Source organism: Paenibacillus jiangxiensis (assembly GCF_046098255.1).
Classification (GTDB): domain Bacteria; phylum Bacillota; class Bacilli; order Paenibacillales; family Paenibacillaceae; genus Paenibacillus; species Paenibacillus jiagnxiensis.
This window is the reverse complement of record NZ_JBJURI010000038.1, coordinates 1-22,528: the sequence shown is the minus strand read 5'-3', so window position 1 is coordinate 22,528 and position 22,528 is coordinate 1. Positions and strand designations below refer to the sequence as shown.

Annotated in this window: 25 protein-coding genes and 1 riboswitch; of the genes, 2 read left to right on the top strand and 23 right to left on the bottom strand. The window is 48.5% G+C overall.

Annotated elements, in window-relative coordinates; translation table 11 throughout:
- Positions 1–6: 6 nt before the first annotated feature.
- From ACI1P2_RS27275 to ACI1P2_RS27215, 13 genes are all read right to left on the bottom strand, one after another.
- Entirely contained in the window at positions 7–960 is a 954-nt protein-coding gene (locus ACI1P2_RS27275; protein WP_355325854.1) for a ribose-phosphate diphosphokinase, read from the bottom strand.
- A 114-nt stretch (positions 961–1,074) separates the two neighbouring features.
- Positions 1,075–2,472 (bottom strand): bifunctional UDP-N-acetylglucosamine diphosphorylase/glucosamine-1-phosphate N-acetyltransferase GlmU, encoded by a 1,398-nt coding sequence (glmU, locus tag ACI1P2_RS27270; RefSeq protein WP_355325851.1) that lies wholly within the window; start codon positions 2,470–2,472, stop codon positions 1,075–1,077.
- A gap of 312 nt (positions 2,473–2,784) precedes the next feature.
- Positions 2,785–3,069 (bottom strand): septation regulator SpoVG, encoded by a 285-nt coding sequence (gene spoVG / locus ACI1P2_RS27265; protein ID WP_305756792.1) that lies wholly within the window; start codon positions 3,067–3,069, stop codon positions 2,785–2,787.
- A gap of 167 nt (positions 3,070–3,236) precedes the next feature.
- On the bottom strand, positions 3,237–4,061 hold the full coding sequence (gene purR, locus ACI1P2_RS27260) for a pur operon repressor (RefSeq protein WP_355325847.1): 825 nt from the start codon (positions 4,059–4,061) through the stop codon (positions 3,237–3,239).
- 94 nt (positions 4,062–4,155) lie between these two features.
- Positions 4,156–5,010, bottom strand: coding sequence for a 4-(cytidine 5'-diphospho)-2-C-methyl-D-erythritol kinase (gene ispE, locus ACI1P2_RS27255; protein ID WP_355325844.1), 855 nt, complete (start codon positions 5,008–5,010; stop codon positions 4,156–4,158).
- A gap of 142 nt (positions 5,011–5,152) precedes the next feature.
- Positions 5,153–5,338 (bottom strand): small, acid-soluble spore protein, alpha/beta type, encoded by a 186-nt coding sequence (locus ACI1P2_RS27250; RefSeq protein ID WP_355325841.1) that lies wholly within the window; start codon positions 5,336–5,338, stop codon positions 5,153–5,155.
- 152 nt (positions 5,339–5,490) lie between these two features.
- On the bottom strand, positions 5,491–5,760 hold the full coding sequence (gene veg / locus ACI1P2_RS27245) for a biofilm formation stimulator Veg (RefSeq protein ID WP_355325838.1): 270 nt from the start codon (positions 5,758–5,760) through the stop codon (positions 5,491–5,493).
- A gap of 404 nt (positions 5,761–6,164) precedes the next feature.
- Positions 6,165–7,055, bottom strand: coding sequence for a sporulation peptidase YabG (gene yabG / locus ACI1P2_RS27240; RefSeq protein ID WP_355325960.1), 891 nt, complete (start codon positions 7,053–7,055; stop codon positions 6,165–6,167).
- Between the two features lie 86 nt (positions 7,056–7,141).
- Complete coding sequence (gene rsmA / locus ACI1P2_RS27235) at positions 7,142–8,026, bottom strand: 16S rRNA (adenine(1518)-N(6)/adenine(1519)-N(6))-dimethyltransferase RsmA (RefSeq protein ID WP_355325835.1); 885 nt, start codon at positions 8,024–8,026, stop codon at positions 7,142–7,144.
- Positions 8,027–8,031: 5 nt separating this feature from the next.
- Positions 8,032–8,577 (bottom strand): ribonuclease M5, encoded by a 546-nt coding sequence (gene rnmV, locus ACI1P2_RS27230; protein ID WP_355325832.1) that lies wholly within the window; start codon positions 8,575–8,577, stop codon positions 8,032–8,034.
- A 127-nt stretch (positions 8,578–8,704) separates the two neighbouring features.
- Positions 8,705–9,844, bottom strand: a complete 1,140-nt coding sequence (locus tag ACI1P2_RS27225; protein WP_355325829.1) for a ubiquitin-like domain-containing protein — start codon at positions 9,842–9,844, stop codon at positions 8,705–8,707.
- A 281-nt stretch (positions 9,845–10,125) separates the two neighbouring features.
- Positions 10,126–10,382, bottom strand: a riboswitch (cyclic di-AMP (ydaO/yuaA leader).
- A gap of 186 nt (positions 10,383–10,568) precedes the next feature.
- Positions 10,569–11,360: a TatD family hydrolase gene (locus ACI1P2_RS27220; protein WP_355325826.1), complete on the bottom strand. Its 792-nt coding sequence runs from the start codon at positions 11,358–11,360 to the stop codon at positions 10,569–10,571.
- A 114-nt stretch (positions 11,361–11,474) separates the two neighbouring features.
- Positions 11,475–12,755: an HD domain-containing protein gene (locus ACI1P2_RS27215; protein WP_355325957.1), complete on the bottom strand. Its 1,281-nt coding sequence runs from the start codon at positions 12,753–12,755 to the stop codon at positions 11,475–11,477.
- 326 nt (positions 12,756–13,081) lie between these two features.
- Between ACI1P2_RS27215 and ACI1P2_RS27210 the strand changes: the two genes are divergently transcribed.
- Complete coding sequence (locus tag ACI1P2_RS27210; RefSeq protein ID WP_018888060.1) at positions 13,082–13,336, top strand: AbrB/MazE/SpoVT family DNA-binding domain-containing protein; 255 nt, start codon at positions 13,082–13,084, stop codon at positions 13,334–13,336.
- A gap of 130 nt (positions 13,337–13,466) precedes the next feature.
- Here ACI1P2_RS27210 and rsmI read toward each other — a convergent pair whose 3' ends face one another.
- The 10 genes from rsmI to ACI1P2_RS27160 all read right to left on the bottom strand — a co-directional run bounded on the left by rsmI (position 13,467) and on the right by ACI1P2_RS27160 (position 21,416).
- Positions 13,467–14,360 carry a 16S rRNA (cytidine(1402)-2'-O)-methyltransferase gene (gene rsmI / locus ACI1P2_RS27205; RefSeq protein WP_355325824.1) on the bottom strand — a complete coding sequence of 298 codons (894 nt, stop codon included), beginning with the start codon at positions 14,358–14,360 and terminating at the stop codon, positions 13,467–13,469.
- A 36-nt stretch (positions 14,361–14,396) separates the two neighbouring features.
- Positions 14,397–15,182 (bottom strand): tRNA1(Val) (adenine(37)-N6)-methyltransferase, encoded by a 786-nt coding sequence (locus tag ACI1P2_RS27200; protein ID WP_355325821.1) that lies wholly within the window; start codon positions 15,180–15,182, stop codon positions 14,397–14,399.
- Positions 15,183–15,254: 72 nt separating this feature from the next.
- Positions 15,255–15,599 (bottom strand): initiation-control protein YabA, encoded by a 345-nt coding sequence (locus ACI1P2_RS27195; protein WP_408976362.1) that lies wholly within the window; start codon positions 15,597–15,599, stop codon positions 15,255–15,257.
- Positions 15,600–15,665: 66 nt separating this feature from the next.
- Entirely contained in the window at positions 15,666–16,466 is an 801-nt protein-coding gene (locus tag ACI1P2_RS27190) for a PSP1 domain-containing protein (RefSeq protein WP_355325815.1), read from the bottom strand.
- A 118-nt stretch (positions 16,467–16,584) separates the two neighbouring features.
- Complete coding sequence (gene holB, locus ACI1P2_RS27185) at positions 16,585–17,580, bottom strand: DNA polymerase III subunit delta' (protein WP_355325812.1); 996 nt, start codon at positions 17,578–17,580, stop codon at positions 16,585–16,587.
- A 136-nt stretch (positions 17,581–17,716) separates the two neighbouring features.
- Positions 17,717–18,160 (bottom strand): YaaR family protein, encoded by a 444-nt coding sequence (locus ACI1P2_RS27180; protein WP_355325809.1) that lies wholly within the window; start codon positions 18,158–18,160, stop codon positions 17,717–17,719.
- Between the two features lie 180 nt (positions 18,161–18,340).
- A complete protein-coding gene (locus tag ACI1P2_RS27175) occupies positions 18,341–18,670 on the bottom strand; it encodes a cyclic-di-AMP receptor (RefSeq protein WP_355325804.1) in 330 nt (109 codons plus the stop codon).
- 83 nt (positions 18,671–18,753) lie between these two features.
- Complete coding sequence (gene tmk, locus ACI1P2_RS27170; RefSeq protein ID WP_355325802.1) at positions 18,754–19,395, bottom strand: dTMP kinase; 642 nt, start codon at positions 19,393–19,395, stop codon at positions 18,754–18,756.
- Between the two features lie 198 nt (positions 19,396–19,593).
- Complete coding sequence (locus ACI1P2_RS27165) at positions 19,594–21,102, bottom strand: aminotransferase class I/II-fold pyridoxal phosphate-dependent enzyme (protein WP_355325799.1); 1,509 nt, start codon at positions 21,100–21,102, stop codon at positions 19,594–19,596.
- Positions 21,103–21,230: 128 nt separating this feature from the next.
- The gene (locus ACI1P2_RS27160; protein ID WP_355325796.1) at positions 21,231–21,416 is read right to left on the bottom strand and encodes a sigma factor G inhibitor Gin; all 186 of its coding nucleotides are present in this window, start codon (positions 21,414–21,416) and stop codon (positions 21,231–21,233) included.
- A gap of 299 nt (positions 21,417–21,715) precedes the next feature.
- Here ACI1P2_RS27160 and ACI1P2_RS27155 point away from each other — a divergent pair, with 299 nt between their 5' ends.
- Positions 21,716–22,240: a hypothetical protein gene (locus ACI1P2_RS27155; protein WP_355325793.1), complete on the top strand. Its 525-nt coding sequence runs from the start codon at positions 21,716–21,718 to the stop codon at positions 22,238–22,240.
- The last annotated feature ends 288 nt before the right edge of the window (positions 22,241–22,528 follow it).

Here is a 22,528-nt window from a genome sequence, read left to right as displayed (position 1 = left end):
GGCAGGTTATTCTATTTCGAACAGCTTGCTGATAGACAGTTCTTCATGGACGCGAATAATAGCCTCACCCATCAAAGGTGCTACGGACAACACTTTCAGCTTGCTCGTAGGGTTAGGATGTACAATAGGGATGGTATCGGTAACAACGACTTCCTTCAACGGCGCATTCTCCAAGCGCTCCATGGCCGGTCCGGACAATACCGGATGGGTACAGCATGCGTATACTTCCTTCACGCCGCCTTCCTTCAATGCGTTGGCCCCCAGCACGATGGTTCCCGCCGTATCGATAATGTCGTCAATAATGATCGCTGTTTTGCCCTCAATGTTACCGATAATGTTCATAACTTCGCTGACGTTTGGCTCCGGACGGCGCTTATCGATAATGGCCAGGGGAGCATTCAGGAAATCAGCCAGCTTCCGGGCGCGTACTACACCGCCGTGGTCAGGGGACACGATAACAGGATTCTCGATCTGCTTGGAGCGGAAATACTGAGCCAGAATCGGAACACCCAGCAGATGATCCACTGGAATATCGAAAAAGCCCTGAATCTGCATAGCGTGCAAATCCATTGTAATGACCCTGTGCGCTCCCGCTGTTTCGATCAGGTTCGCCACCAGTTTGGCTGTGATCGGGTCACGGCTGCGGGCTTTACGATCCTGCCGCGCGTATCCATAATATGGGATGACTACGTTTATGCTTTTGGCCGATGCCCGCTTGAGCGCATCCACCATAACCAGAAGCTCCATCAGGTTGTCGTTCACCGGAAGGCAGGTGGACTGGATAATGTATACGTGACAGCCCCGCACACTCTCTGACAGTTTAACCTGAATTTCACCGTCGCTGAAGGACGTCGTATGGGATTCCCCCATAGGGATTCCGATATAGTCCGCAATCTGGTGGGCTAATTTCGGATTGGAGTTACAGGTGAAAATCTTGAGTTTGGAATCACAATAAGTCATTAATAGAAACCCTCCGTGCTGGTTCGTCCATGGGAACCTTATTACCGCTTCGTGGACGGCATATCCGGGAAATCCGGGGGAATTATAATATGAATAAGATGAATGTTATGCCTGCTAACCGTTTAGCCTGTCTTTCTTCGCCTTGGCCCGTGTCCTGAGTTTGTCGGCATAGCCTGTCTTGTTCTCCTGGCGTGTTCTGGCAATCGCCATATCGTTGTCTGGGACATCCTTCGTAATGGTTGAGCCTGCAACGACGTATGCGCCCTGGCCAATCTTGACCGGCGCAATGAGATTCACATTACTTCCTACAAACGCATGATCTTCGATTTCGGTAATGGATTTATTATAACCATCATAATTGACCGTTATTGCTCCACATCCTATATTCACATGTTTACCCACTCTGGCATCGCCGATATAGCTCAAATGGGACACCTTGGAATGATCATCAATCGTGGCGTTCTTCACTTCTACAAAATCGCCGATTTTCACATCATTTCCAAGCTTGGCCCCCGGACGCAAATACGCAAATGGACCAACAGAGGTATTTTCACCGACTTCAGCTTCTGCCAGCACTGAATATTTGATCTCGGCTCCGCTCTGAACGATGGTGTCCGTCAGCTCGGCATTCGGTCCAATCGTGCAATCTTCGGCAATTTGGGTGCTGCCTGATAATACAGTACCCGGATATAGGACTGTATCCGAACCGATTACCACATCGCTCCCGATATATGTCGACGACGGATCAATTACGGTCACTCCATTCAGCATATGCCGGCGTACGATGCGTTCCCTCATTAAGCGCTCTGCTTCGGAAAGGGCAACCCGGTCATTCACACCAATGGATTCTGCAGGGTCATTCGTCATATAAGCTTCGATATTATCTCCATCACCGCGCATGATGCCGATGACATCCGTCAGATAGTATTCCTGCTGTGCATTTTGGTTGGTAATTCGATCCAAGGCGCTGAACAGCTTGGCATTGTCAAAGCAGTAAGTCCCAGTGTTAATCTCTTGAACGCGGTCCTCTTCAGGAGAGCAGTCCTTCTGTTCCACAATTTTGGTAACCGAGCCCGACGCATCGCGGATCACCCGGCCGTATCCCTGAGGCTGATCGAGGTGTGCGGTCAAAATCGTGGCAGCAGCGCCGCGCTCTTCATGCAGCCGGATCAAGCTTTCCAGAGTTTCCGCCGTCACAAGCGGTGTGTCTCCGCATATTACGATCGTCGTTCCGTTCTCCTGCGCGAGCAGTTCCTTTGCCATTTTCACCGCATGACCGGTTCCAAGCTGCTCTGTTTGCAAAACATACTCAGCCGCATCGCCCAAATAAGCTTTAACGGCTTCCGCCCCATGGCCGACAACGGCAATGCTGCGGGACACACCCACTTGACGAATTGTATCGCTGACATGACCGACCATCGGCTTGCCGCATACCGGATGCAGCACCTTATAAAGTTTGGATTTCATACGCTTTCCCTGCCCTGCGGCAAGGATCACAGCCAACCTTTTCAAAAGAATTACCCTCCTATTCTGAAAACAACCGGCATCTCTTGTTCAGCGTCGCCTGGTTTTCAGACCAGCTTTGTGCTGGACCTCCTGCTAAATAAGAAACCACATTGATTGTGCCGGACTGCTGTCATTTCCGCCCGCGTCATCGTTCGATGCCGGCGGCAAACTATGTCGTCACTGCCTTGCGGCATTATTGAAATTTGCATAGAGTTTACAACTCCATTAAGAATATATCTTATTCTAGAGAAAAAGAAAAGAGAGCCACAGTTAGTGGCTCTCTTTTCTTTAAAACCCCAATCGCGTCTCAAGTTACCCTTAAGCGCCTTCTTCAATCACTTCTTCCTCGACGGCAGCGCGTTCGTACTCAGCGAGTACGGCATCCTGAATTTTCTCGCGCGTGCCTGAGGAAATCGGATGAGCAATGTCGCGGAACTCTCCATCCGGAGTCCGTTTGCTTGGCATCGCAACGAACATTCCATTGTTCCCGTCGATAACCCGTATGTCGTGTACGACAAACTCGTTATCAATGGTAATGGAGGCTATCGCCTTCATTCTTCCTTCGGAGTTTACTCGGCGGAGTCTGACATCCGTAATTTGCATGTGTGTATTCACCACCTTTTTCCATTGAGGACTTGGTGTATAATTCCACACAACGAATCAAAATCCTTCTTTTTTTGTACAATTTGTATCCTGGATTAAGGCAATTTTTTCAAAACACTAAATTTTTATTGAATTGATGCGGTTTTTTCAAGTATTTTAACTTATTGTCAGCAGAAGTAGTTCCCAAGTTTCACTTTTATCTGCTTGCTTTTGGAGTCGACCGCTGTTAGATTCGCGAGCGATACATAATCATGCAAAAGTCTTTCTTCTGTATCGACTTCGCCTGATTCTACAAGCACTCCTACTCCTGATACGGTGGCATTAAATTCCACCAGCAAATCAACCATTCCCTGAACGGTTCCACCCGCTTTCATGAAATCATCCACGATCAGAACTCTTGACTTCTCAGGGAGCGCTCTTCTCGAAAGCGACATCGTATGAAGGCTCTTCTGCGATCCCGACACATAGTTAATGCTCACAGCCGAGCCCTCGGTCACCTGATGGTCGCGCCGTACGAGAACGACGGGAAGGTTCAGCTGTGCGGCTGTTGCGTAAGCGAGCGGGATCCCTTTCGTTTCCACCGTCATAACCACATCAATGGCACGATCCGCAAATACGGTGGCAAAGATCTTACCCGCTTCATTCATCGTAGCAGGCTGTCCGAGCAAATCGGACATGTACAAATACCCGCCCGGCAAAATCCGGTCAGGCTGCTCCAGCTGCTTGCAAAGCGATTCGGCAAATGCCAAAGCGTGCTCCCTGGACAGTCTGGGAATCAGCTTCACCCCGCCGGCCGCTCCCGCCAAGGTCTGCAGCTCTCCTGTTCCGTCTTCCTCAAAGACTTCTTTGATAATAGCCAAATCCTCGCTGATGGATGACTTGGCAGCCCCATAACGGTCAGCGAAATATGTAAGGGGTACAAGTGTATGCGGCCTTGCCAATAAAAATTGAGTCATCTCAACCAGGCGTGCGCTTCGTTTTAATTTTTTCACAGCAATTCCTCGCTATCTGCGATTGTTCAAAAACCGAATATTCTCATTAAAATATATCATTTTTGTACGTATATACACAAGGTTAACCGTTTTTTTATGTTAAAAGCCGTACTGCGTACACTTCTTTGCAAAAGCCCCGCAGCCCGTTGTATATGCGTGGGATTTTGGCCTCCTTCGAGACCAGGCCGAAAACTGTAGGGCCGCTGCCCGACATCAGCACGCCATCTGCCCCGAGCCGGATCATGGACTCCTTCAGTTGCTGTACTTCCGGATACAGCTTCAGGGTCACGTCCTCAAGCACATTGCCGAGCTCTCTGCAGACAGCCGCAAATGAATTCCCGCGTATCGCCTGTTCCATTCTCGTGGCGGACGGATGATGCTGTATTCTGTCAGCCCGTATTCGTCCGTAGACATCTGCGGTGGATACATTGATCGGCGGCTTCGCCAATACAACCCAGCATTGCGGCGGATTAGGCAGCGGAGTCAGCACCTCTCCACGGCCGGTCGCAAGCGCTGTGCCTCCCGTTACGCAGAAGGGCACATCCGATCCCAGTTCGGCGCCAAGCTCGCACAACTCTTCAACGGATATACCGAGCTTCCACAAACGGTTCAGGCCGCGCAGCGTCGCGGCCGCATCACTGCTGCCTCCTGCAAGGCCTGCGGCAACGGGTATCTTTTTATCAAGGTGAATATAGACACCTTTATTTACGTTATATCTGTCCTTAATCAGCCTTGCTGCCTGAAAGGCCAGGTTCTTCTCATCCAGCGGTATGTAACCGGCCTGACTTGATATGATAATGGTGTCGCGCGGCAGCTCGGACATTTCCAGCCTGTCCGCAAGATCAACCATGGTCATGATCATTTCCACCTCGTGGTATCCGTCAGGGCGTTTGCGCAGCACATCAAGCATTAAATTGATTTTAGCCGGAGCCTTCTCGTATATTCTCAAGGAGTTCACCCATCCTTACTCTTTCGCTCAAGACAATTTAACATATTATATCAAACCGAGCGTGTCAAGCATAGGAACAGGTAAAAAGCGGGGGAATCCGGCGCCCTGCCAAATCCCCCCGCTTCTGGAGCATGCTGTTTTGTTACTGCCGCGGATTACGTGAGGCGGCTTGTTCTGCAAGCTGGATCGCCCTTTTCACCATATTGCCGGCATCCTTGGCTTTAATACCGCCCCAGCCTTCCTCACGCACGGTATCGTAAAACCCCAAATCCTTGGCGAGCTCGTACTTCAGCTCCTCTGACATGATTCCTCTTTTTCTTCGGCTCATTGTGACCGCCTCCTTGAAAATGGAAACAGGGTGAATATTCCCGTTCATAGTATGCTCCCTGGGGCGATATCCTATCCTGAGCATGTATCAGGCAGCAAAAAACGGCGGAGCCATAAGCCACGCCGCTTGTTTGTGATAAATGGAAAGCTGCATTAGCGAAACTCGACGACCATCGGTCCATCGGCATCGTAAATGGTAACTTCCACGGATTCTGTAAGGATGTCAGCGTAACTGTAAGAAACACGCTTACAGCTTTGCTGCTCTTGGTCAAGCTTCACAATAAAAACAGAAGGGTACGTTTCTTCCAATACACCAGTTCGTTCAACGGTCTTGCGCCGACCGCCGTTAGCCTTCAGCAAAATCTTTTGCCCTACATGTGCATCGAGACTGCGTTTGATATCCAATAGCGCATTTTTAGCCATTGTTAACGACCACCTCTTTCCTAGCCCATTATAATGGATTTGGCGGTCATTGTCAAACCAAAGGAATTAATTATAACAGCAGACAAATTGTGTTGTCAATTTAATTTTTCCTGAAAAATAATGCACAAAAAAACCCCTGCAAGCAGGGGTGCGGCACATGCCGGTTTCAAGCCATATACATCTTATAGAGGTAGTTCAAAAAGTCATCTTTTGATCACGAAGTAAATCAGGAAGCGGACTCGACATCGAATCTTGAATTCAGCCGGGCCCAAGCGGATGCTTACGAAGCATGTTTCCTACGGAAACATTTCAGGTGCTCACGTACCTCAAGTACGCTCCGCTCCTCAGTCCCTAGCTTCATTCAACCTTCTCGGTGCTGAAAACCTGACTTTTTGAACTTGCACTTATATTGCAGAAGGAGTCACCTTCAATGTTGACAGGTTTTCCAGGCGCGGCAGACCCATCCGGTAGCTTCCCCGGGTCTCCACTCCCCCTACTCCCTGACTTCCACTGATCGTATGGTTAAATATGTCCCCCATATTGACCGTGTCCTTTATCGATGTAAAAGAAGCCTTGGCCGCAACGTATACCGGATCCAAGGCATGAATCAGGATACGGCCCGGGGAGCTGGCAAAATTCGCTCCTGCCCGGAGCAGCGCCTCAAAATGGGACTGGCATGCCCCTGCCACAATCGTAAGCGAGTCCAGATTCCTGTCGTACTGTCTTGCCACCTGAATGGCGGATACGAAGTTCTGTGAATTTTTGTAGCTGGACAGACTGTACAAATCATAAGGCTGACGCTTTTTGAGCACACCATCATGCCCAGTGATGACGACAATATCGGGGCGCGAGCGCGGCAGCAGCTTCAGCAGAGCATCCGCCATGGTGGACTCATGTACATGATACCCTTCGGCCGGAACCCTGAGCTGTTCATACAGCCTCATGCTTTTATGCAGATAATTGACATCCCCATCCAAATGGAGCACCTTGCCGGGCATTTCAAAATAGGATGCATTCCCGGCCTGGCTTTGGTTTAGCAGCTCATGCCCCCGCTCCGCCTGCTGCAGCCGTTCCTGCTTCAGGGAAGAGAGGGATTGGTGAGCTTTAATTTGCGCCTGCTTGGTTATGCCGTTCATCGGATCGGCCGGCACTTTGACCAGATCGCTCATAGGAGAGTCTGCCAGAAGCCGGAACTCTGTCCCTTTAATAATGGCATTATTGCGCCAGACTTCCTCTACGCGGAACGTCACGTCCCCGCCGTACGATTTGCGAACGACCAAGTCTCCAATGATCATCAATGTGTATCACCCCTGCTCCATCGTATGGGCAATACCCCGCTTTGGTTCCGGCCGTCTGAAATCAGGTATGGCAGGGCCGGTGGTTATCTATAGCCGGCTTCCAGCAGCAGCGTGCTCAGACGCGCGAATTCACCGATGCTGAGCGTCTCTCCCCTTCTGGAGGGTTCAATGCCTGCAGACCGCAGCAGCGGCTCTAGCGCGTCCTTATTCTCTTTTGTGAAGAAGCGGCTCTTCAGGTTATTGGCAATCGTTTTGCGCCGCTGGGCAAAGGCGGCCTGCACGACTTCAAAAAAATGCTGTTCGTCCGGCACCTGGACCGGCGGCTTCGGTCTTACACGCAGCCGGATGACCGCTGATTCCACATTGGGCTGCGGAATGAATACCGTGTGTGGCACGATGCATACCAGCTCCGGCTCACTGTAATACTGCACCGCTATGCTCAAGCTGCCATAATCCTTGGAGCCCGGGGATGCGGCCATTCGTTCAGCCACCTCCTTTTGAATCATAACGACGATATTCTCCAAAGGCAGCTTGTCCTCCAGCAGCTTCATCAGGATGGGAGTTGTAACGTAATAAGGCAGATTGGCCACCACACTAACCTTATCCACATCCGCAAAGTCCTCCGCAAACACCCCTTTAAGGTCCAGCTTCAGCACATCCCCATGACGCACACGCACGCGGTCGTACGGGGCCAGAACTTCGTCCAGAATAGGTAATAGCCGCTGATCAATCTCCACAGCCGTTACGCGTTTGGCGGAACGGGCCAGCCGCTCCGTCAGCGCTCCAATCCCCGGACCGATCTCAAGCGCTCCCTTTGTCTCATCCAATCCGGCGGCATCTACGATTTTTTGCAGTATATTCTGGTCAATCAGAAAATTCTGGCCCAGGCTCTTCTTGAACGAGAAACCGTGCCTTTGAATAATTTCCTTGGTCCGGCGTGGAGTCGCAATATCTTCAAACCCCTTCATGCCCATCACAATCCTTCGTTTTCAATTTGCTGTAATGCTTCCACGAATTCCTCGCGGCTGATCTGGAACATCGTCAGACGTTTATGAAGCTGCTTGCCGTTGCAGTAACCGATGCCCAACAGGTTGCCCAAAGCCATCCGGCGGGAGGCCGCCCTTGGATGTGTGATCAGGCCTGCGTTAATAAGGTCTTCCCAATCGATCAAGGGGCTGGCACCCTCCACCGTCGTGTGAACCCTGGCGAGCGCATGGCGAATTGCTTCCGGGGAAGCATTCTCCACTCCTATATCCCCTTTTCGGGTCGCTTCCGCTTCCGGAATAAAAGCCTGTTTGCAGCCCGGCACCTTGGAGGCAATAATCTTCCGTATCCGTTCCCCGGCATGATCGGGATCGGTCAATATAATGACACCGCGCCGCTTTTGAGCCATTGCAATTTTGCGAATGGTCATGGCATTGATGGCAGAGCCGCCGGTTTCAATGGTGTCGGCTTCAACCGCCCTTTTAACGGCAACCGTATCATCACGGCCTTCCACGACGATGACTTCCTTGATCATTGCTTCTTTCTTCCTTCCTGAACAAAAAATAAGAAGAGGATGATCATCCTCTTCTTAGCATGGCATCTTTATGATCTTAATACTATCCTAATCAGCGATTGAAATACAACCTTCAATCTGCCGATGGTTAATTCAATTCCGGCTTAACCGGCCCGATGACATATACCGTCATCCCGCTTTTACGGCCAAAGTTCATCGCTTTGTTTAAGCTCTCATAATACACATCAATTTTGTTACCTTTGATGGCGCCGCCAGTATCCTCTGCACGGCGGAAGCCGAGACCTTCAATATATACCCACCAGCCGATTGGAATCACGTCGGGATCCACGGCAATGGTCCGTCCTTCGGTTACGCGCGTACCGGAAGATGTCCGGGTACCAATGCCGGGCTGCTGTGAGGAGTAGGCTGTCATGGATACATCGTTTAACACTTTTGTATATTTAAATTCTATTCCTGCCCGGCTAATCGTACTGGCACTGGCCGTGCTTGCGGAATCGGAAGGTCCGGTAGATGCCGCCAGTACAACAGGCTTCTTCTTTGTGCCTACTGCAATAACCTTATCAACACGGTTCGTACCGACCTCTTTGCTGACCATGTGCTTTGAAACCAGTTTCCCGTCATGATACACCTTCTCGATATTCTGGATCATGACTCCGTCTTTACCGCTCACCAGGACACGGTTATCTCCCTTGTACAAGCTTGGGTCGGCCGTCTTGACGACTCTGTAAGGGATCTCTGCCTTTTGCCGAACCTGCTGCTTCGTTACACGGACGATTTTTATATCCATGTTAGAAGAGATTTTGGTCTCGAGGGAAGGGGAAACCTTATCTTCCGGTGACAAATCATAGCCCAAGGTTTGAACAGCGTCTTTTACTGTATTTTCGGTAGTGTACAGCTTTTTGGTTTCATAGCCTGCGGATACATTCACTTGGGTAGCCCGTGTAATGACTACACGGTCACCATCCTGGATGGCTCCGTTCACCGGCATGGAAATCTTATCATGAGGTGCCAGTGTAATGGAATGCTCTTCCAGAACATCCTGCAAACTTTCCCCGCGGGTTTCCACCGCTCTTGTCTGGCCGTTGACGACCAGAACCACTTGTTTCTTTGTCTGCGTGTACACCAGAATAGAGATCATGATTGTTAGTGCGATTAGAAAAATAGCGACCAGTGATGCGCGGCGCAATTTTTCATGCTTCCATCGCAACGCGTAAGACATGCTGGATGAGCGTGACTCATGGGCATCCCCTTGCTGGAAAATTCCCACTTCTCCGTCCTCCTTCATAGCCTCGCCGTCTAGAGTAATGCATGATTGAAATTGACGCGACTATACCAGATTTTCTACAAGACAAGCCTGACTGCAGCCTGCCCTGCATCATGTTCCCGTCTTCGCAGCATGGCGCCCCCCTTTACTGGTTCATAACTCCGTTATGTAACAGTATGTGGGCAAGTTCTCCCATATTCATAAACTAAAAAAGCCAGGAAAGAGTTAAGAGAGCTCTTTCGCGGCTTCCGTCAATGATTACGCGGAAAATCCATGCACGAGGTAGCTTCTCTCTTGATACGCTTACGGGGTTAGCTGTCGGGTTCGGACGTAGAGAGTCGCCCTAGTTCCAGTCACCCGCTCATGGCGGTTGCCTTCACATTCACCCCTAAGACCCAGAAAAGAAATCGAACTATGATGTCAGAAAGGAACAGCACACAGCAGCGTGTCTATGTCTGTAGGCTCCGCTGCAGCTCCCTTTCGGCCTGCCATCATATCGGTTCCCCCGTTCTCCATTACGGAGACTAAGCGAGACTGGTCCATGAAATGAACTATTGATCTGCTCCTTTACACGGCCTCAATAATTCACTGAAACGATGATATCCTGTTTATATGCATGTTGTAAAGCAGGTTTCAAGTGTTTTTCTCTAAATAATCGGTTAAAATATTGTAATAATCGCCGTTTTCCCGAAACATTTTTATGTTTAACTCCGTCTGTCTTTCTTTTTTAACGGTTTATCTCGTGTTTTCTCCCGATGTAAAATCGTTCCAGCCCATTTTGGGTCGTGACAGCCGCCAAATCCTCCACGGGGATTCCCTTAATTTGGGCAGCTGCCTCAGCCACCAATTTCACATAGGACGACTCATTTCGTTTGCCTCTGTAGGGGTGCGGAGTCAAGTAAGGGGAATCGGTCTCAATCAATAAACGGTCCATCGGCACCTGCGCCAAAACCTCTTTCGGCTGGCGCGCATTTTTGAACGTAATCGGTCCGCCAAAAGACAAATGAAATCCCATATTCAGACATAATTTAGCAATTTCCCAGCTGCCGGAGAACGAATGCATCACTCCACCAACCTCATGTGCTTTCTCTTCACGCAAAATTTTCACGATATCCTCATGCGCATCCCGATTGTGAATGACAATAGGCATTCCCAGCTCCCGGGCAAGTCCAATTTGTCGGCGCAGCACCTGCTGCTGAACATCCTTTGGAGAAGTATCCCAATGGTAATCCAGCCCAATTTCTCCAATGGCCACAACCTTCTCATGTTCGCAAAGCGATGCAATCCATTCCAAATCCCCATCCTGCATGGTGATGGCATCCACAGGATGCCATCCGACAGCTGCATAAATAAAATCATACATTTCGGCAAGCTTCATTGTACTGGGAATAGTCTCTCTATTAAAGCCGACATTGATCATCCGCGTAACTCCCGCTTCGACGGCATTTGATATGATCTGCTCTCTGTCTTCATTAAATTGTGGCGAATCTAGATGAGTGTGTGTATCAAATAATTCCAAGGATTGTTCCTCCTTAATTGGATTTAATTTAGATTAATTTCTTTCTTTGGCAATTTTCTATTTTTGCAACCTTTTATATCATGATGCTTAAGGCTGAAACAAATGACTTGAAGGTTATTTTACAAACAATTTCTGGACATCCGGCGGCAGTATATCCTTGATTTGCTCCAATTTATTCTGCGGGTAATACAGATGGTATTTCCCCCGGTGAATACCGCTGATCGAGCGGACGATATCCGATACTTCGGAAATTTCACGCACGTCGCCCTCACGATCAAGCAGCAAAATCTGGTTCTCTGTCGATCCGTCCTTCCGGAATACATCATAAGGAAGGTCTGTCGGAAAATCAATTTCCAGGTCATATTCGGGGTGGAGCCCGGCCTTCGCCAGAGCGTCCCGCAATTCATCAATCATAGCCATATCCATGGAATCGATTTGTACATATTTATATAGCCTACGATCTATAAAACGAGAGCACAGGTCGCTCAGAATAGGGTCCTCTTCTTTCTTCCATAGATTGAATACGGTTTGTATCAGAGATTCATCCAGCATCAGATACTGGCTGACTGTCAGATCACCGCGGATTAAATCCGGAAGAGGATCAAGCAGAAATCCGAAGGTATATCCCTGGTCCATAAGTTCCTTGGCCCTCCGGAAAATAAGCCGCAGTATGATTTCCGAGCTGCGGGTCACCGGATGAAAATAAATTTGCCAGTACATCTGGTAACGGGACATCAGGTAGTCCTCCACGGCATGCATTCCAGAATCCTTGACGACAATACGGCCCTTATGAGGGCGGAGCAAGCGCAGAATACGGTCAAGGTCGATGGTGCCGTAATTTACGCCAGTCTGGTAAGCATCCCGCAGCAGATAATCCATTCTGTCCGCGTCAAGCGGACTCGTTACGAGGTTGACTACAATCGGTTTGTCGTAGGTTTTTGAGATCACGGCAGCGACCTTCTCCGGAAACCCGGCTTCCACCTGGCGGAGGACTGTATTGATCTCCGTGTCTCCCAAAATGATGCGGCAGGTCCAATCCTCATGATTCATGCCAAAGGCTTCTTCGATGGAATGGGAAAACGGTCCATGCCCCACATCATGCAGCAGGGCGGCACACAGGGCGACCAGTTTTTCTTCTTTGGGCCAGTCTGAATATTCACCGCGTTCAAATTGGGAAATAATGCGCCGTGTAATCTCGTATACACCCAGAGAATGGGAGAAGCGGCTGTGTTCAGCTCCATGAAAGGTTAAATAGGAAGTTCCCAGCTGACGAATACGGCGCAGTCTTTGAAATTCGGGAGTATTAATCAATCGCCAGATGACAACATCCTGAACATGAATGTAATTGTGGACCGGATCTTTAAATACCTTCTCTTCCGTAAGCGGCTGCTGCATGAAATTCATTTGGCCTCAGCTCCTTCAAAATATTGTATATGTAAAGCAGACTGGATCGCATACAATTCGACACGAATGTCGAATTACGTCGTATTTAGGCTAATTTTGATTTCCAAATCGACAAATTCATTTAAACTTATTTAATGATATTAATCGTTGATTTCTAGTCATATTAGCAGGTTTGATTTTGAAAATTTAGGTTTCATGCCTAACTTTTAGGTTGACTGATTTGGGAATCGTTGGTATAGTTAAAATCAGAAAACAGAAAATTATGTCGAATGATGACAATTGAAACTTTTTATATGGCGAGAGGAGCCTGATTTATTATGATGAAATCTACTGGTATTGTAAGAAAAGTTGATGAACTTGGACGTGTCGTTATTCCGATCGAGCTGCGCCGTACACTGGGCATTGGTGAAAAGGACGCTCTGGAAATTTACGTTGACGGTGAGCGTATTATGCTCAAAAAATACGAGCCTGCGTGTATCTTCTGCGGCAATGCGGAAAATGTTACTTACTTCAAAGGCAAAATTGTTTGCAACGAATGCATTTCCGAAATCCCAACACCTGTGACAAAATAAGATTTATAGTATATAATAAAAAACAACAAACAACTGTTAATTCTAACCTTTTCATATCTCCTTGCTGCCTTCCGCGGTTGATCCCTGCCGTCGGAAGGTTTTTTTTGCATAAAATTCGGATAAAATTCATTTATTCCCCGGAAGACAACAGCGCATTATACACATCCCTTTTTGAAAGCGAGCGATCAGCAGCCGTACGTTTCATGGCCTCTTTCCTGCTGATTCCCTCAGACTCATAATGCTTTACGTGCTCCTGCAACGTTAATTCTTTCCACCATGCTTGTTTTTCCTCAGCTTCTTCCTGTGCGCTCTTTCCTTCAACAACCAAACAGTATTCCCCCAGAGGCGGATGCTCCTCCAGCCAAGCCAGGCAATCTGCTGCAGTCCCCCTCACCCATTCCTCATGAAGTTTTGTAAGCTCTCTGGCAAGCACGACTTGACGGTTTCCATATGCCTCCTGAATGGTGGCAAGCGTCTTGACAACCCGATGCGGCGATTCATAAAACAATAACGTGCCATGGGAAGCTTCAAATTTTTCTAGAAGGGAGAGCAACTCCTTCCGTTCCCGCGGCGGAAAACCGGCAAAGGTAAACCTTTCCGTATTCAATCCGGAGGCAATAAGCGCCGACAGAGCAGCATTGGCTCCCGGTATAGGGACAACGGCAACCCCTGCACTCAGCGCAAGTCGGACGAGATCTGCCCCCGGGTCCGAAATGGCCGGCAGGCCGGCATCGCTGACGAGCGCCAAATTTTTTCCTTCCATTATATAGCGTATCAGTTCGGGCCCGCTTGCCGACTTATTATGCTCATGGTAGCTGAACAGCTTCTCAGGAATAATGTCGAAATGAGTAAGCAATTTGCGGGTTTGCCTCGTATCCTCGGCTGCAATGATGCTGCACTCCTGCAGTGTCCTTACAGCGCGGAAGGTCATATCCTCCAGATTGCCAATCGGCGTACCTACCAGAAATAACGTTCCATATCCGTTAGTGCGGTCCGAATAGCTTTTTTGTACTGCTAATTTCATATCCATATATCTCCTTGGAGTTTATAGTTAATCAGCCTACCCTTCAATGTCAGGTTTGCTTTCCACTTGTGTCCCTGATTCCTTGCCAAAGTATATTTCCTGCATTTCAGCTGTGTATTGATTGCGTCCGTTGCCATCGTACACGATCAGCGGCGACAGCAGGCGTACATCCGGCTTCGCGTCCCGCATAGCCTCAATAAGCACCATATTGGCTTCCAGATGAGCTCGTGGATGCACGAAGCGGATACGCTTGGGCTCCAGTCTATGCATACGCATAAGAGATATAATCTCAGCAAGCCGTTGCGGACGATGTACCATGGAGACCTTGCCCCCGGTCCGGATGAGGCGGGTACAAGCCAAAATCACTTCCTCCAGCGTGCAGTTCAGCTCATGCCTTGCTATAGCCTGATGGGGATTCAGCTTGATATCGCTGCCATTCAGAGGCATATAAGGAGGATTGACCGTTATCGCATCATATACCCCATGTCCTGTTACTTCAAACAGGGTTCTCAAATCCCCTTCACGGATCGTAATCCTGTCCTCTAACCCATTCATGGCTACGCTGCGGCGCGCCATATCCGCCAGGCGGGGCTGAATTTCGATCCCTTCGATGGCCGCCTTCGTTCTTGTCGTCAGCAGAAGAGGCACCACGCCGTTGCCTGTACACAAATCGAGTATTTTTCCACGCACAGGTATGCCTGCAAATCTGGCCAGCAGCACGGCATCCATGGAAAAGCTGAACACTTCATCACTTTGTATAATGCGCAAATTATGAGTTAACAGATCGTCAATCCTTTCGGATTTATGCTTTTCTTCCATCATTTCGGTTTATCCATCCTTTTAAACTATATGGCTAAAGAAAAAGCCGCAGGCACGTGCCCTACGGCTTTGTATTTATTTATTCAAAAATGACAAGCAGAACAGGCAGTCGCCCTCTGTCCGCAAATGTCCGTAATACACATTGCATATATGAAAACCTTCATGATACAGCCTTGCCAAATTGTCATAGCCTTCACCCACAACCTCTCCAGACCCGGACTCTTCAGTCTCCGCGTCCTTCGCAGAAAGGGGTACAGGCTGCTCCGTTTCCGGCTCTTCCGCTCTTGCGTTATCGCGAATGAGCATTTTGCGCAGCTGTTCGTTTTCAATCGTAAGCCGCTGGTTTTCTTCCAGCAGTTCCTTCACTGCAAGCTTCAGCTCACCCAGGTCATTATGCATCTGTCCCATTTGTGTTTCCATTTCGTGAATACGCGCAAAAACATTTAGTTTTTTATCCAAGATTCCACCCCGAAGCAACCTAATGGTTTACTTGACGACGACGTCGTCCATTGGAAGTTCCTTGACCTTGCTGATCTCGAATAGCTGTACATGCACCGTACGATGCTCTGCATTTATACCGACAACCTTGCCCTCTCCAAGAGAAGTAACGACCAGCTTGCCAACCTGCGGCAGCTCTTCCTTGGCGCTCTCATAGTTATCATGCTCAAACTTGAGGCAGCACATTAATCTGCCGCACAAACCGGAAATTTTGGTCGGATTCAGGGACAAACTTTGGTCCTTGGCCATCTTGATGGACACGGGTTCAAAATCACCCAGCCATGATGAGCAGCACAGCACGCGTCCACACGGTCCTATGCCTCCAAGCATCTTGGCTTCATCCCGAACACCGATCTGTCTGAGCTCAATACGCGTACGGAAAATACTGGCTAAATCCTTTACAAGCTCGCGGAAATCAACTCTTCCCTCGGCCGTAAAGTAAAAGATGATCTTATTGCGGTCAAATGTAAACTCAACGTCAACAAGCTTCATTTTAAGGCCATGGTCTTTAATTTTATTTAAGCAAATACCGAATGCTTCCTGTGCCGCTCGTTTATTCTCCTCAACAATCAGCGCATCCGCTTCTCCGGCAATACGAATTACTTTCTTTAGGGGCAGCACGACGTCCGAATCATTTACTTCCTTCTTGCCTACAACCACCTTACCATATTCGATACCACGCGCCGTCTCTACGATCACGCAGTTATCCTTCTCCAAAGGAAGCTCCAACGGATCGAAATAATACGTCTTACCCGCTTTTTTAAAGCGGACACCCACTACACTATACAAAAATAAACCTCCTTGTATGCCACTAGAACCTTAACTGAAGCCGTAACGTAATGGCCGCCATGGAAAGTTTAACGTTGCCTTATTAACAGCTCCGTCACATACGAAGAGTCCGCTGTCTTTAGGCGGTAATCGTACCGCCTGAATCCGACATGCCGATCAGAAGCTGCTCCACACACAGCTGACCGTTTACATTGTAGCGGAGCTTCTTCCTGCATTCCGCCGCCAAATCCATATACGAGACCCATTGTTCGGTGCTGCGGGTGATTGCCAGCTTGGAGATGCTCTCCAAGTGATCTATGAAAACAATGCTTTCTTGCCTTCCGTACTGGAAGTGCAGCATATCCTTGAACAGCAAATGTAACACCTGAAAAAAAGCGTCCAGATGCTCGGAAAGTCCTGTTTTAAAAATCTTCTGTTGAGCAAGTATAATCGAAGAATTTCCTCTGCTCATGGACTCCTTCACTAATTGTAACACTACATTTCTAATTTCTGCAAACCAATTCTGCTGGATAATTTCTCTGCAGGAATCCAGCCCAGAGGCCAAATGAACGGCACAACGAACCAACGCAGCAGGATGTCCCTCACGGATCAGCTCCTGCATCAATACTTCAGGTGACAATGGTGAAAATGGTACACGCTGTGTTCTTGATTGAATCGTGGGAAGAAGAGCCTGTCCATTATCCGAGATCAAAATGCCCACCGCCGGCACCTGGGGTTCTTCCAGAAATTTCAGCAGACTGTTGGCTGCCTGAACGGTCATCGTATCCGCTTGACTGATAATATAGACTTTCGGATTTTCGGTTCCGGCACGATAAGAAAAAAGCCGCTGCAGTTCTCGTATCTGATCTATTTTTATGCTCGCACCATCCGGTTCTATAACATAAAGATCAGGATGGTTGCCATGCTCTATTTTTCTGCACTCCAGACATTTTCCGCAAGCATCATCCTTAAGCTCCCGGCAAAATAAAGCCTGGGCGAAAGTAACCGCCATCTGCATCTGCCCGCTTCCGGGCGGGCCGCTAAACAGGTAGGCATGACTTACTCTGCCGGTACGGAGCGCATTTTGCAGCAGCCGCTTGGGCACATCCTGTCCGACAATTTGTTGAAAAGACATTATATATCCTCGCTTTCGGCGAACGGATCTATGATCCGGTATGCTCGGCAAAAAATAATCTGCCGACCCGACAGGCAAGCAGATTGTACTGGTAACCGGTCTAAGCCGGCCGTTAAACAAAATATAAGGGGGAATTCTAAAAAGCCAGATTGATCAGCAGCCCGCGAATTTCTCCGACTCCCTGCAATAGTTCAATTTTTCCCTGCTCTGTCTCTAATAATTCCTCGGCCATACGCAATAAAATGGAGTCAACCTCGTCAATCAATTTGTAGCGCTTGCTCCGCCCACGCCGATCCCATCCACGCGTATCCTTCATCGCTACTCCACGCCGAACCGTATCCTCCAGAAAACGTTTGACGAGCATTCTATACGCCTTCAGCTCCCGTACTGTCATGGATCGGGCCAGCCGGTCTCCCTGCATTTGTATTTCCTTGAAGCGCCGGTTCAGTTCTTCCTGAGTAGCCTGCTCTCCATTCTGGTGCATAATATCGGAGAAGCTTTTACTCTGAACAGGCTTGGAAGTCGAGTCGCTGGATGACAGGCTGCTTTGCAGCGGGCGGTAACCTGGATTGATTTTCATAACAATTGACCTGCTTTCTCCTGCTTCATTCATGCGGCAGCAACAGCGTAAATTTGAAAAACAGGCCGCATAAACAGCTTTGGGGATGCATATAACGCTGTGTGACTAAGATATCGGCATAACAGCAGTGAATTTATAGAGGTTGTTCAAAAAGTCATCTTTTGAACACGCATTTATAGATTAGAAATGTTCGAAACGGTCGACAGGCATGACGAACACAGTAGCTCCTCCGACCTGAACCTCTACAGGAAGCGGCAGATAGGAGTCGGTGGTTCCGCTCATCGGTGTGACCGGTGTAACCAGCTGTTCCCGTACCTTACAGCTGCTGCGGATGACCTCCATTACGGCTTCGACCTGGCTGTCATCTACCCCGATCATGAATGTCGTATTCCCAGCCCGCAGAAAACCGCCTGTACTGGCAAGCTTCGTCGCACGGAAGTTCGCCTTAACCAGTCCACTGGACAGTCTGTTGCTGTCTTTATCCTGTACAATCGCAATGATCAGTTTCATCCTGTTTTCCCTCCTTAAATTCGTTACAAGGAACGAATCAACCGCATTTTGTCCCTTATACCTATATAATTAAACAAAGATGCTCAATAATCCTCCAGGACCCGTTTGGCAAGGACCCCTGTCATCTGCTGCAGAACCTGTTCAGGCTGCTGTGCTGCATCAATTACAACGATGCGTTCCGGATACTGATGGGCGAGGTGCAAATAACCTTCTCTGACTTTATGGTGGAACGATATATCCTCCAAATCGAGCCGGTTCACTTCACTTCCCCGGTGAGCAGCTATTCTGGCCAGCCCAACCTCCGGTTCAATATCCAGATAGAAGGTTAGATCAGGCTGCCAGGAATCCACGGCAAAACGGTTAATGGAGCCCACCTCTTCCATGCCCAGTCCACGTGCGTAGCCTTGATACACCAGGCTGCTGTCTACAAAACGGTCGCACAGCACGAGCATCCCGGATTCAACGGCAGGTGCGACCTTTTCCACTAGGTGCTGGCGGCGGGCCGCTGCATACAGCAGAGCCTCAGTACGGGCATCCATATTGGTGTGCGCTCTGTCCAGAATTACAGACCGGATTTTCTCTGCTATTTCAATACCGCCCGGCTCCCTGGTCGACAAATAAGGCAAACCCCGACTTTCCAGGTACTTGGCAAGTTGCCCGATCATCGTTGTTTTTCCGGAGCCCTCGCCCCCTTCCAATGTGATAAATCTGCCTCTGCCCTTCATACGTTCCCTGCTTTCTTTATCTTTAGGTGTTAGAAAATTCTCATCCTCTGCAGCATCGTAAATCATACAACTATCTGACTTCCGGCGCTGAAGCGGAAGCTAAGCTGTCGTTACGTGAGCAATCTCCCCGCTACCTTCAATGGTGAGAGAGTTCAACATGCTTGTTCTTATTATAGTATACATTGGTCCCGTCTTACATCAAAGATATACCCGAATCGTGTTAAGCTTCTCATCGGTCGCTCCCTGACATTTCGCTCCCTGATCACGCAGCAGTTGAAGCCGTGCGGCAATCTCTTCTCCAATCTTTTCCCCTGGATAGAGAAGTGGAATTCCTGGAGGATAAGGGATGATCATTTCTGCAGACGTATATCCGGCACAGGCTTCGATGGGAACTGTTTTAATTTTTTCCGGGGATACAGGGGTTAAACGAAACGGTACCGGTTTGGAGACCGCAATTGCGGGTTCATTGTTCCACGTGGAAACCTTTTTAGGGTAAGAATCTATACCTGGAAAAGCACTGGGCATTGGCGGATTTTTATCTTGCTTATGTATATGCACAAATGCCTGCACCAGGTGATTAACGTCCGCTTGAGTAGTGCCCAGTGTGAATAAAAGGACAACATAACGCTCATCACTCATCTCAGGAACGCATCCTTGCTCCTCAAGCCTTCGCTGCAGTTCATATCCGCTCAAACGGCCGTAGCTATCCCAAACCACAACCTTAAACGGATCCTGTAAGGTATAGCCTTCAATATCCGATCGGGCTTCCGTCTGCAGGAGCTGAAACCTCGGTATCTCCCTAATCGCTTCCTTGAAGGCTTGTACGGCCGAAAGGCCCTTTGTAAAAGCGGAGGTACCGTTCATATGGAGATAACGGCGTGCCAGGTCAAGCGATGCCATTAAAGGATAGGATGGACTTGAACTCTGAATCATCGCCAAACGTTGACGGACAATTTCCCGGTTCAGGTACTTCCCTTGAATATGCAGCATCGCTCCCATGGTCATAGCGGACAACATTTTGTGCGTAGACTGCACAACCCCGTCTGCTCCGTACGACATCGCCGAAGGCGGCAGATCAGGATGCTGGCTGAAATGCGCCCCATGGGCTTCATCTACGAGAAGCGGGATACCGGCATGATGGCAAAGTTCAACGAGTGGCGCCAAACTGGATCCCATGCCGTAATAATTTGGTGAAGTGACAAGCAGCCCCTTTGCCTGCGGATAAGCGGATATGGCGGCCGCCACCGTGTCTGCTGAAGGCAGTGTGGATAGTCCGCTCGCCTCGTCTACATAAGGTTCCAGAAAAACAGCATCCGCACCCGCGAGCATTAACCCGTGCAGCACCGATTTATGAACGTTTCTTTGCACCAGTAAAATATCCCCCGGTTCTGCACATACCGTCAAAATTAAAGCCAGATTGCCACTGGTGCTGCCTCCAACGAGGAAATAGCTTTCCTCAGCCCCAAAACAATCCGCAGCCAGCTCCTGTGCCTGCCGAATCACTCCTTCCGGGTGATGGAGATCGTCCAATCCTGTAATCTCCGTAGCATCAATTGACATGACCTCTGCCAATAAACCAGCTATATCTGTTTGATCATATAATTGGCCATTTTTGTGTCCAGGAACATGAAAGGATATCTTTCTTTGCTCCCTGTATTGAATCAGGGCCTCCATAAGGGGAGCCAACTGTTTATTGATCTTTGGCATCGTGCATTCCTTCCGCTTATTCAAATTTTCGCACAGAATTGTACTGCCTTCCATTTTATCGTATACCGTGGGTAAATCCTATCTTCAGCAGAACTCATTCAACAAAAAAAGGCCTTAATAGGCCTCTGCTAAGCGTTTTTCTCCACCCAAAGCTGTTTTAACTGATGAATAAAAAAATGATATTTGGCATCTGTCGCATCCGTCTGTACCATTTCCGCCTCACAAGCATCACATATATATTCCGACAAGATTAATATACCTTCCGACTTGTAATGCCCGCAAATAATACAGCGATGCCCTTGTTCCTCTTGCATATCGAATCCCACCTTGATCCATTTACTATCAGTATTTGCTATCAGTATGGTGCAGTTTCTATTATTTTATACCTTTTCATAGCTGCAGTCATATTTATATACCTTATTCCAAGGCGGCAAAAGAGGTGTTTGTACCTGTAGGGCATTTAAAAAAATACATACTTTTTCCGATAATAGAAGAAAAGCGATTCAATTTTTGGGGCTGATATCTTACAATAGGCTTAACTTCCTCCTGCCTTTCTTTGGCTGAAGAAAGCAAGGGACATCCTGAACTAGAATGAAGGGAATGACTGTTTCCAATGCTGGAAGACAACGGTACCAAAGCCACGTACTATCATTACAAGTTAATTAGAAAGGTGAATATTCACCGCCCCCTCCTATGGAGCTATCTATCACTGCCTATATTAATGCTTCTTTTTCTTATGGCCGCCCTGCACTGGACGAGTTTCTTTCTCTTTGCGCTTGCTCTCCCCGTGATGATGTGGGTTCATTTTGTAATAACCCGTTCTTTTCTGGTCATTAAGGGCTCACCCTTCCTTAAGCGTTGGTCCTACAATTGGAGGCTGCCTTGGCAAGGGTATATGCCGGAGCAATATGTAGGCTATCCTACGTTCAGTGCCATACAGTTTCATGTGATGTGGATCGGGTTCTGCTTTACAATCGTTTTTCTCTTCTTTTCACCCCCGTCCTTCACCCTTTCCCTGCTGTTCTGGCACATATGGCTGGCAGGCCCGCGCTTGTTGGCCCTATATTTGCTGAAAAGGGAACGTAAAGACGGGATGATCAAGTTTAATAAGCAGGACGTATCCTACTATCAGCAATAATAAGCCCCGGTCACTCTCTTCCATCCTCGCCTGATACATACAAGTTGTTGCTGTAGAATGGTTCAGCTCCGACGAAACCTGATACATTCTATAACGAAAAAGAGAGCACCTAATGGGCAATGTCATTAAGTTTAGCTCAAAGACAAGAGCGGAAAATAAAATGGAATCGGAAACGGCATGGGGAAAAAGCCCTGTGCCGTTTGTTTTTTGATGCAAGCAAGGAAAAAGCGTACAGCAAACAAAGCAGATGGAATATCCGCTTAAAAAAGTGTTCATGTGAACCGAATT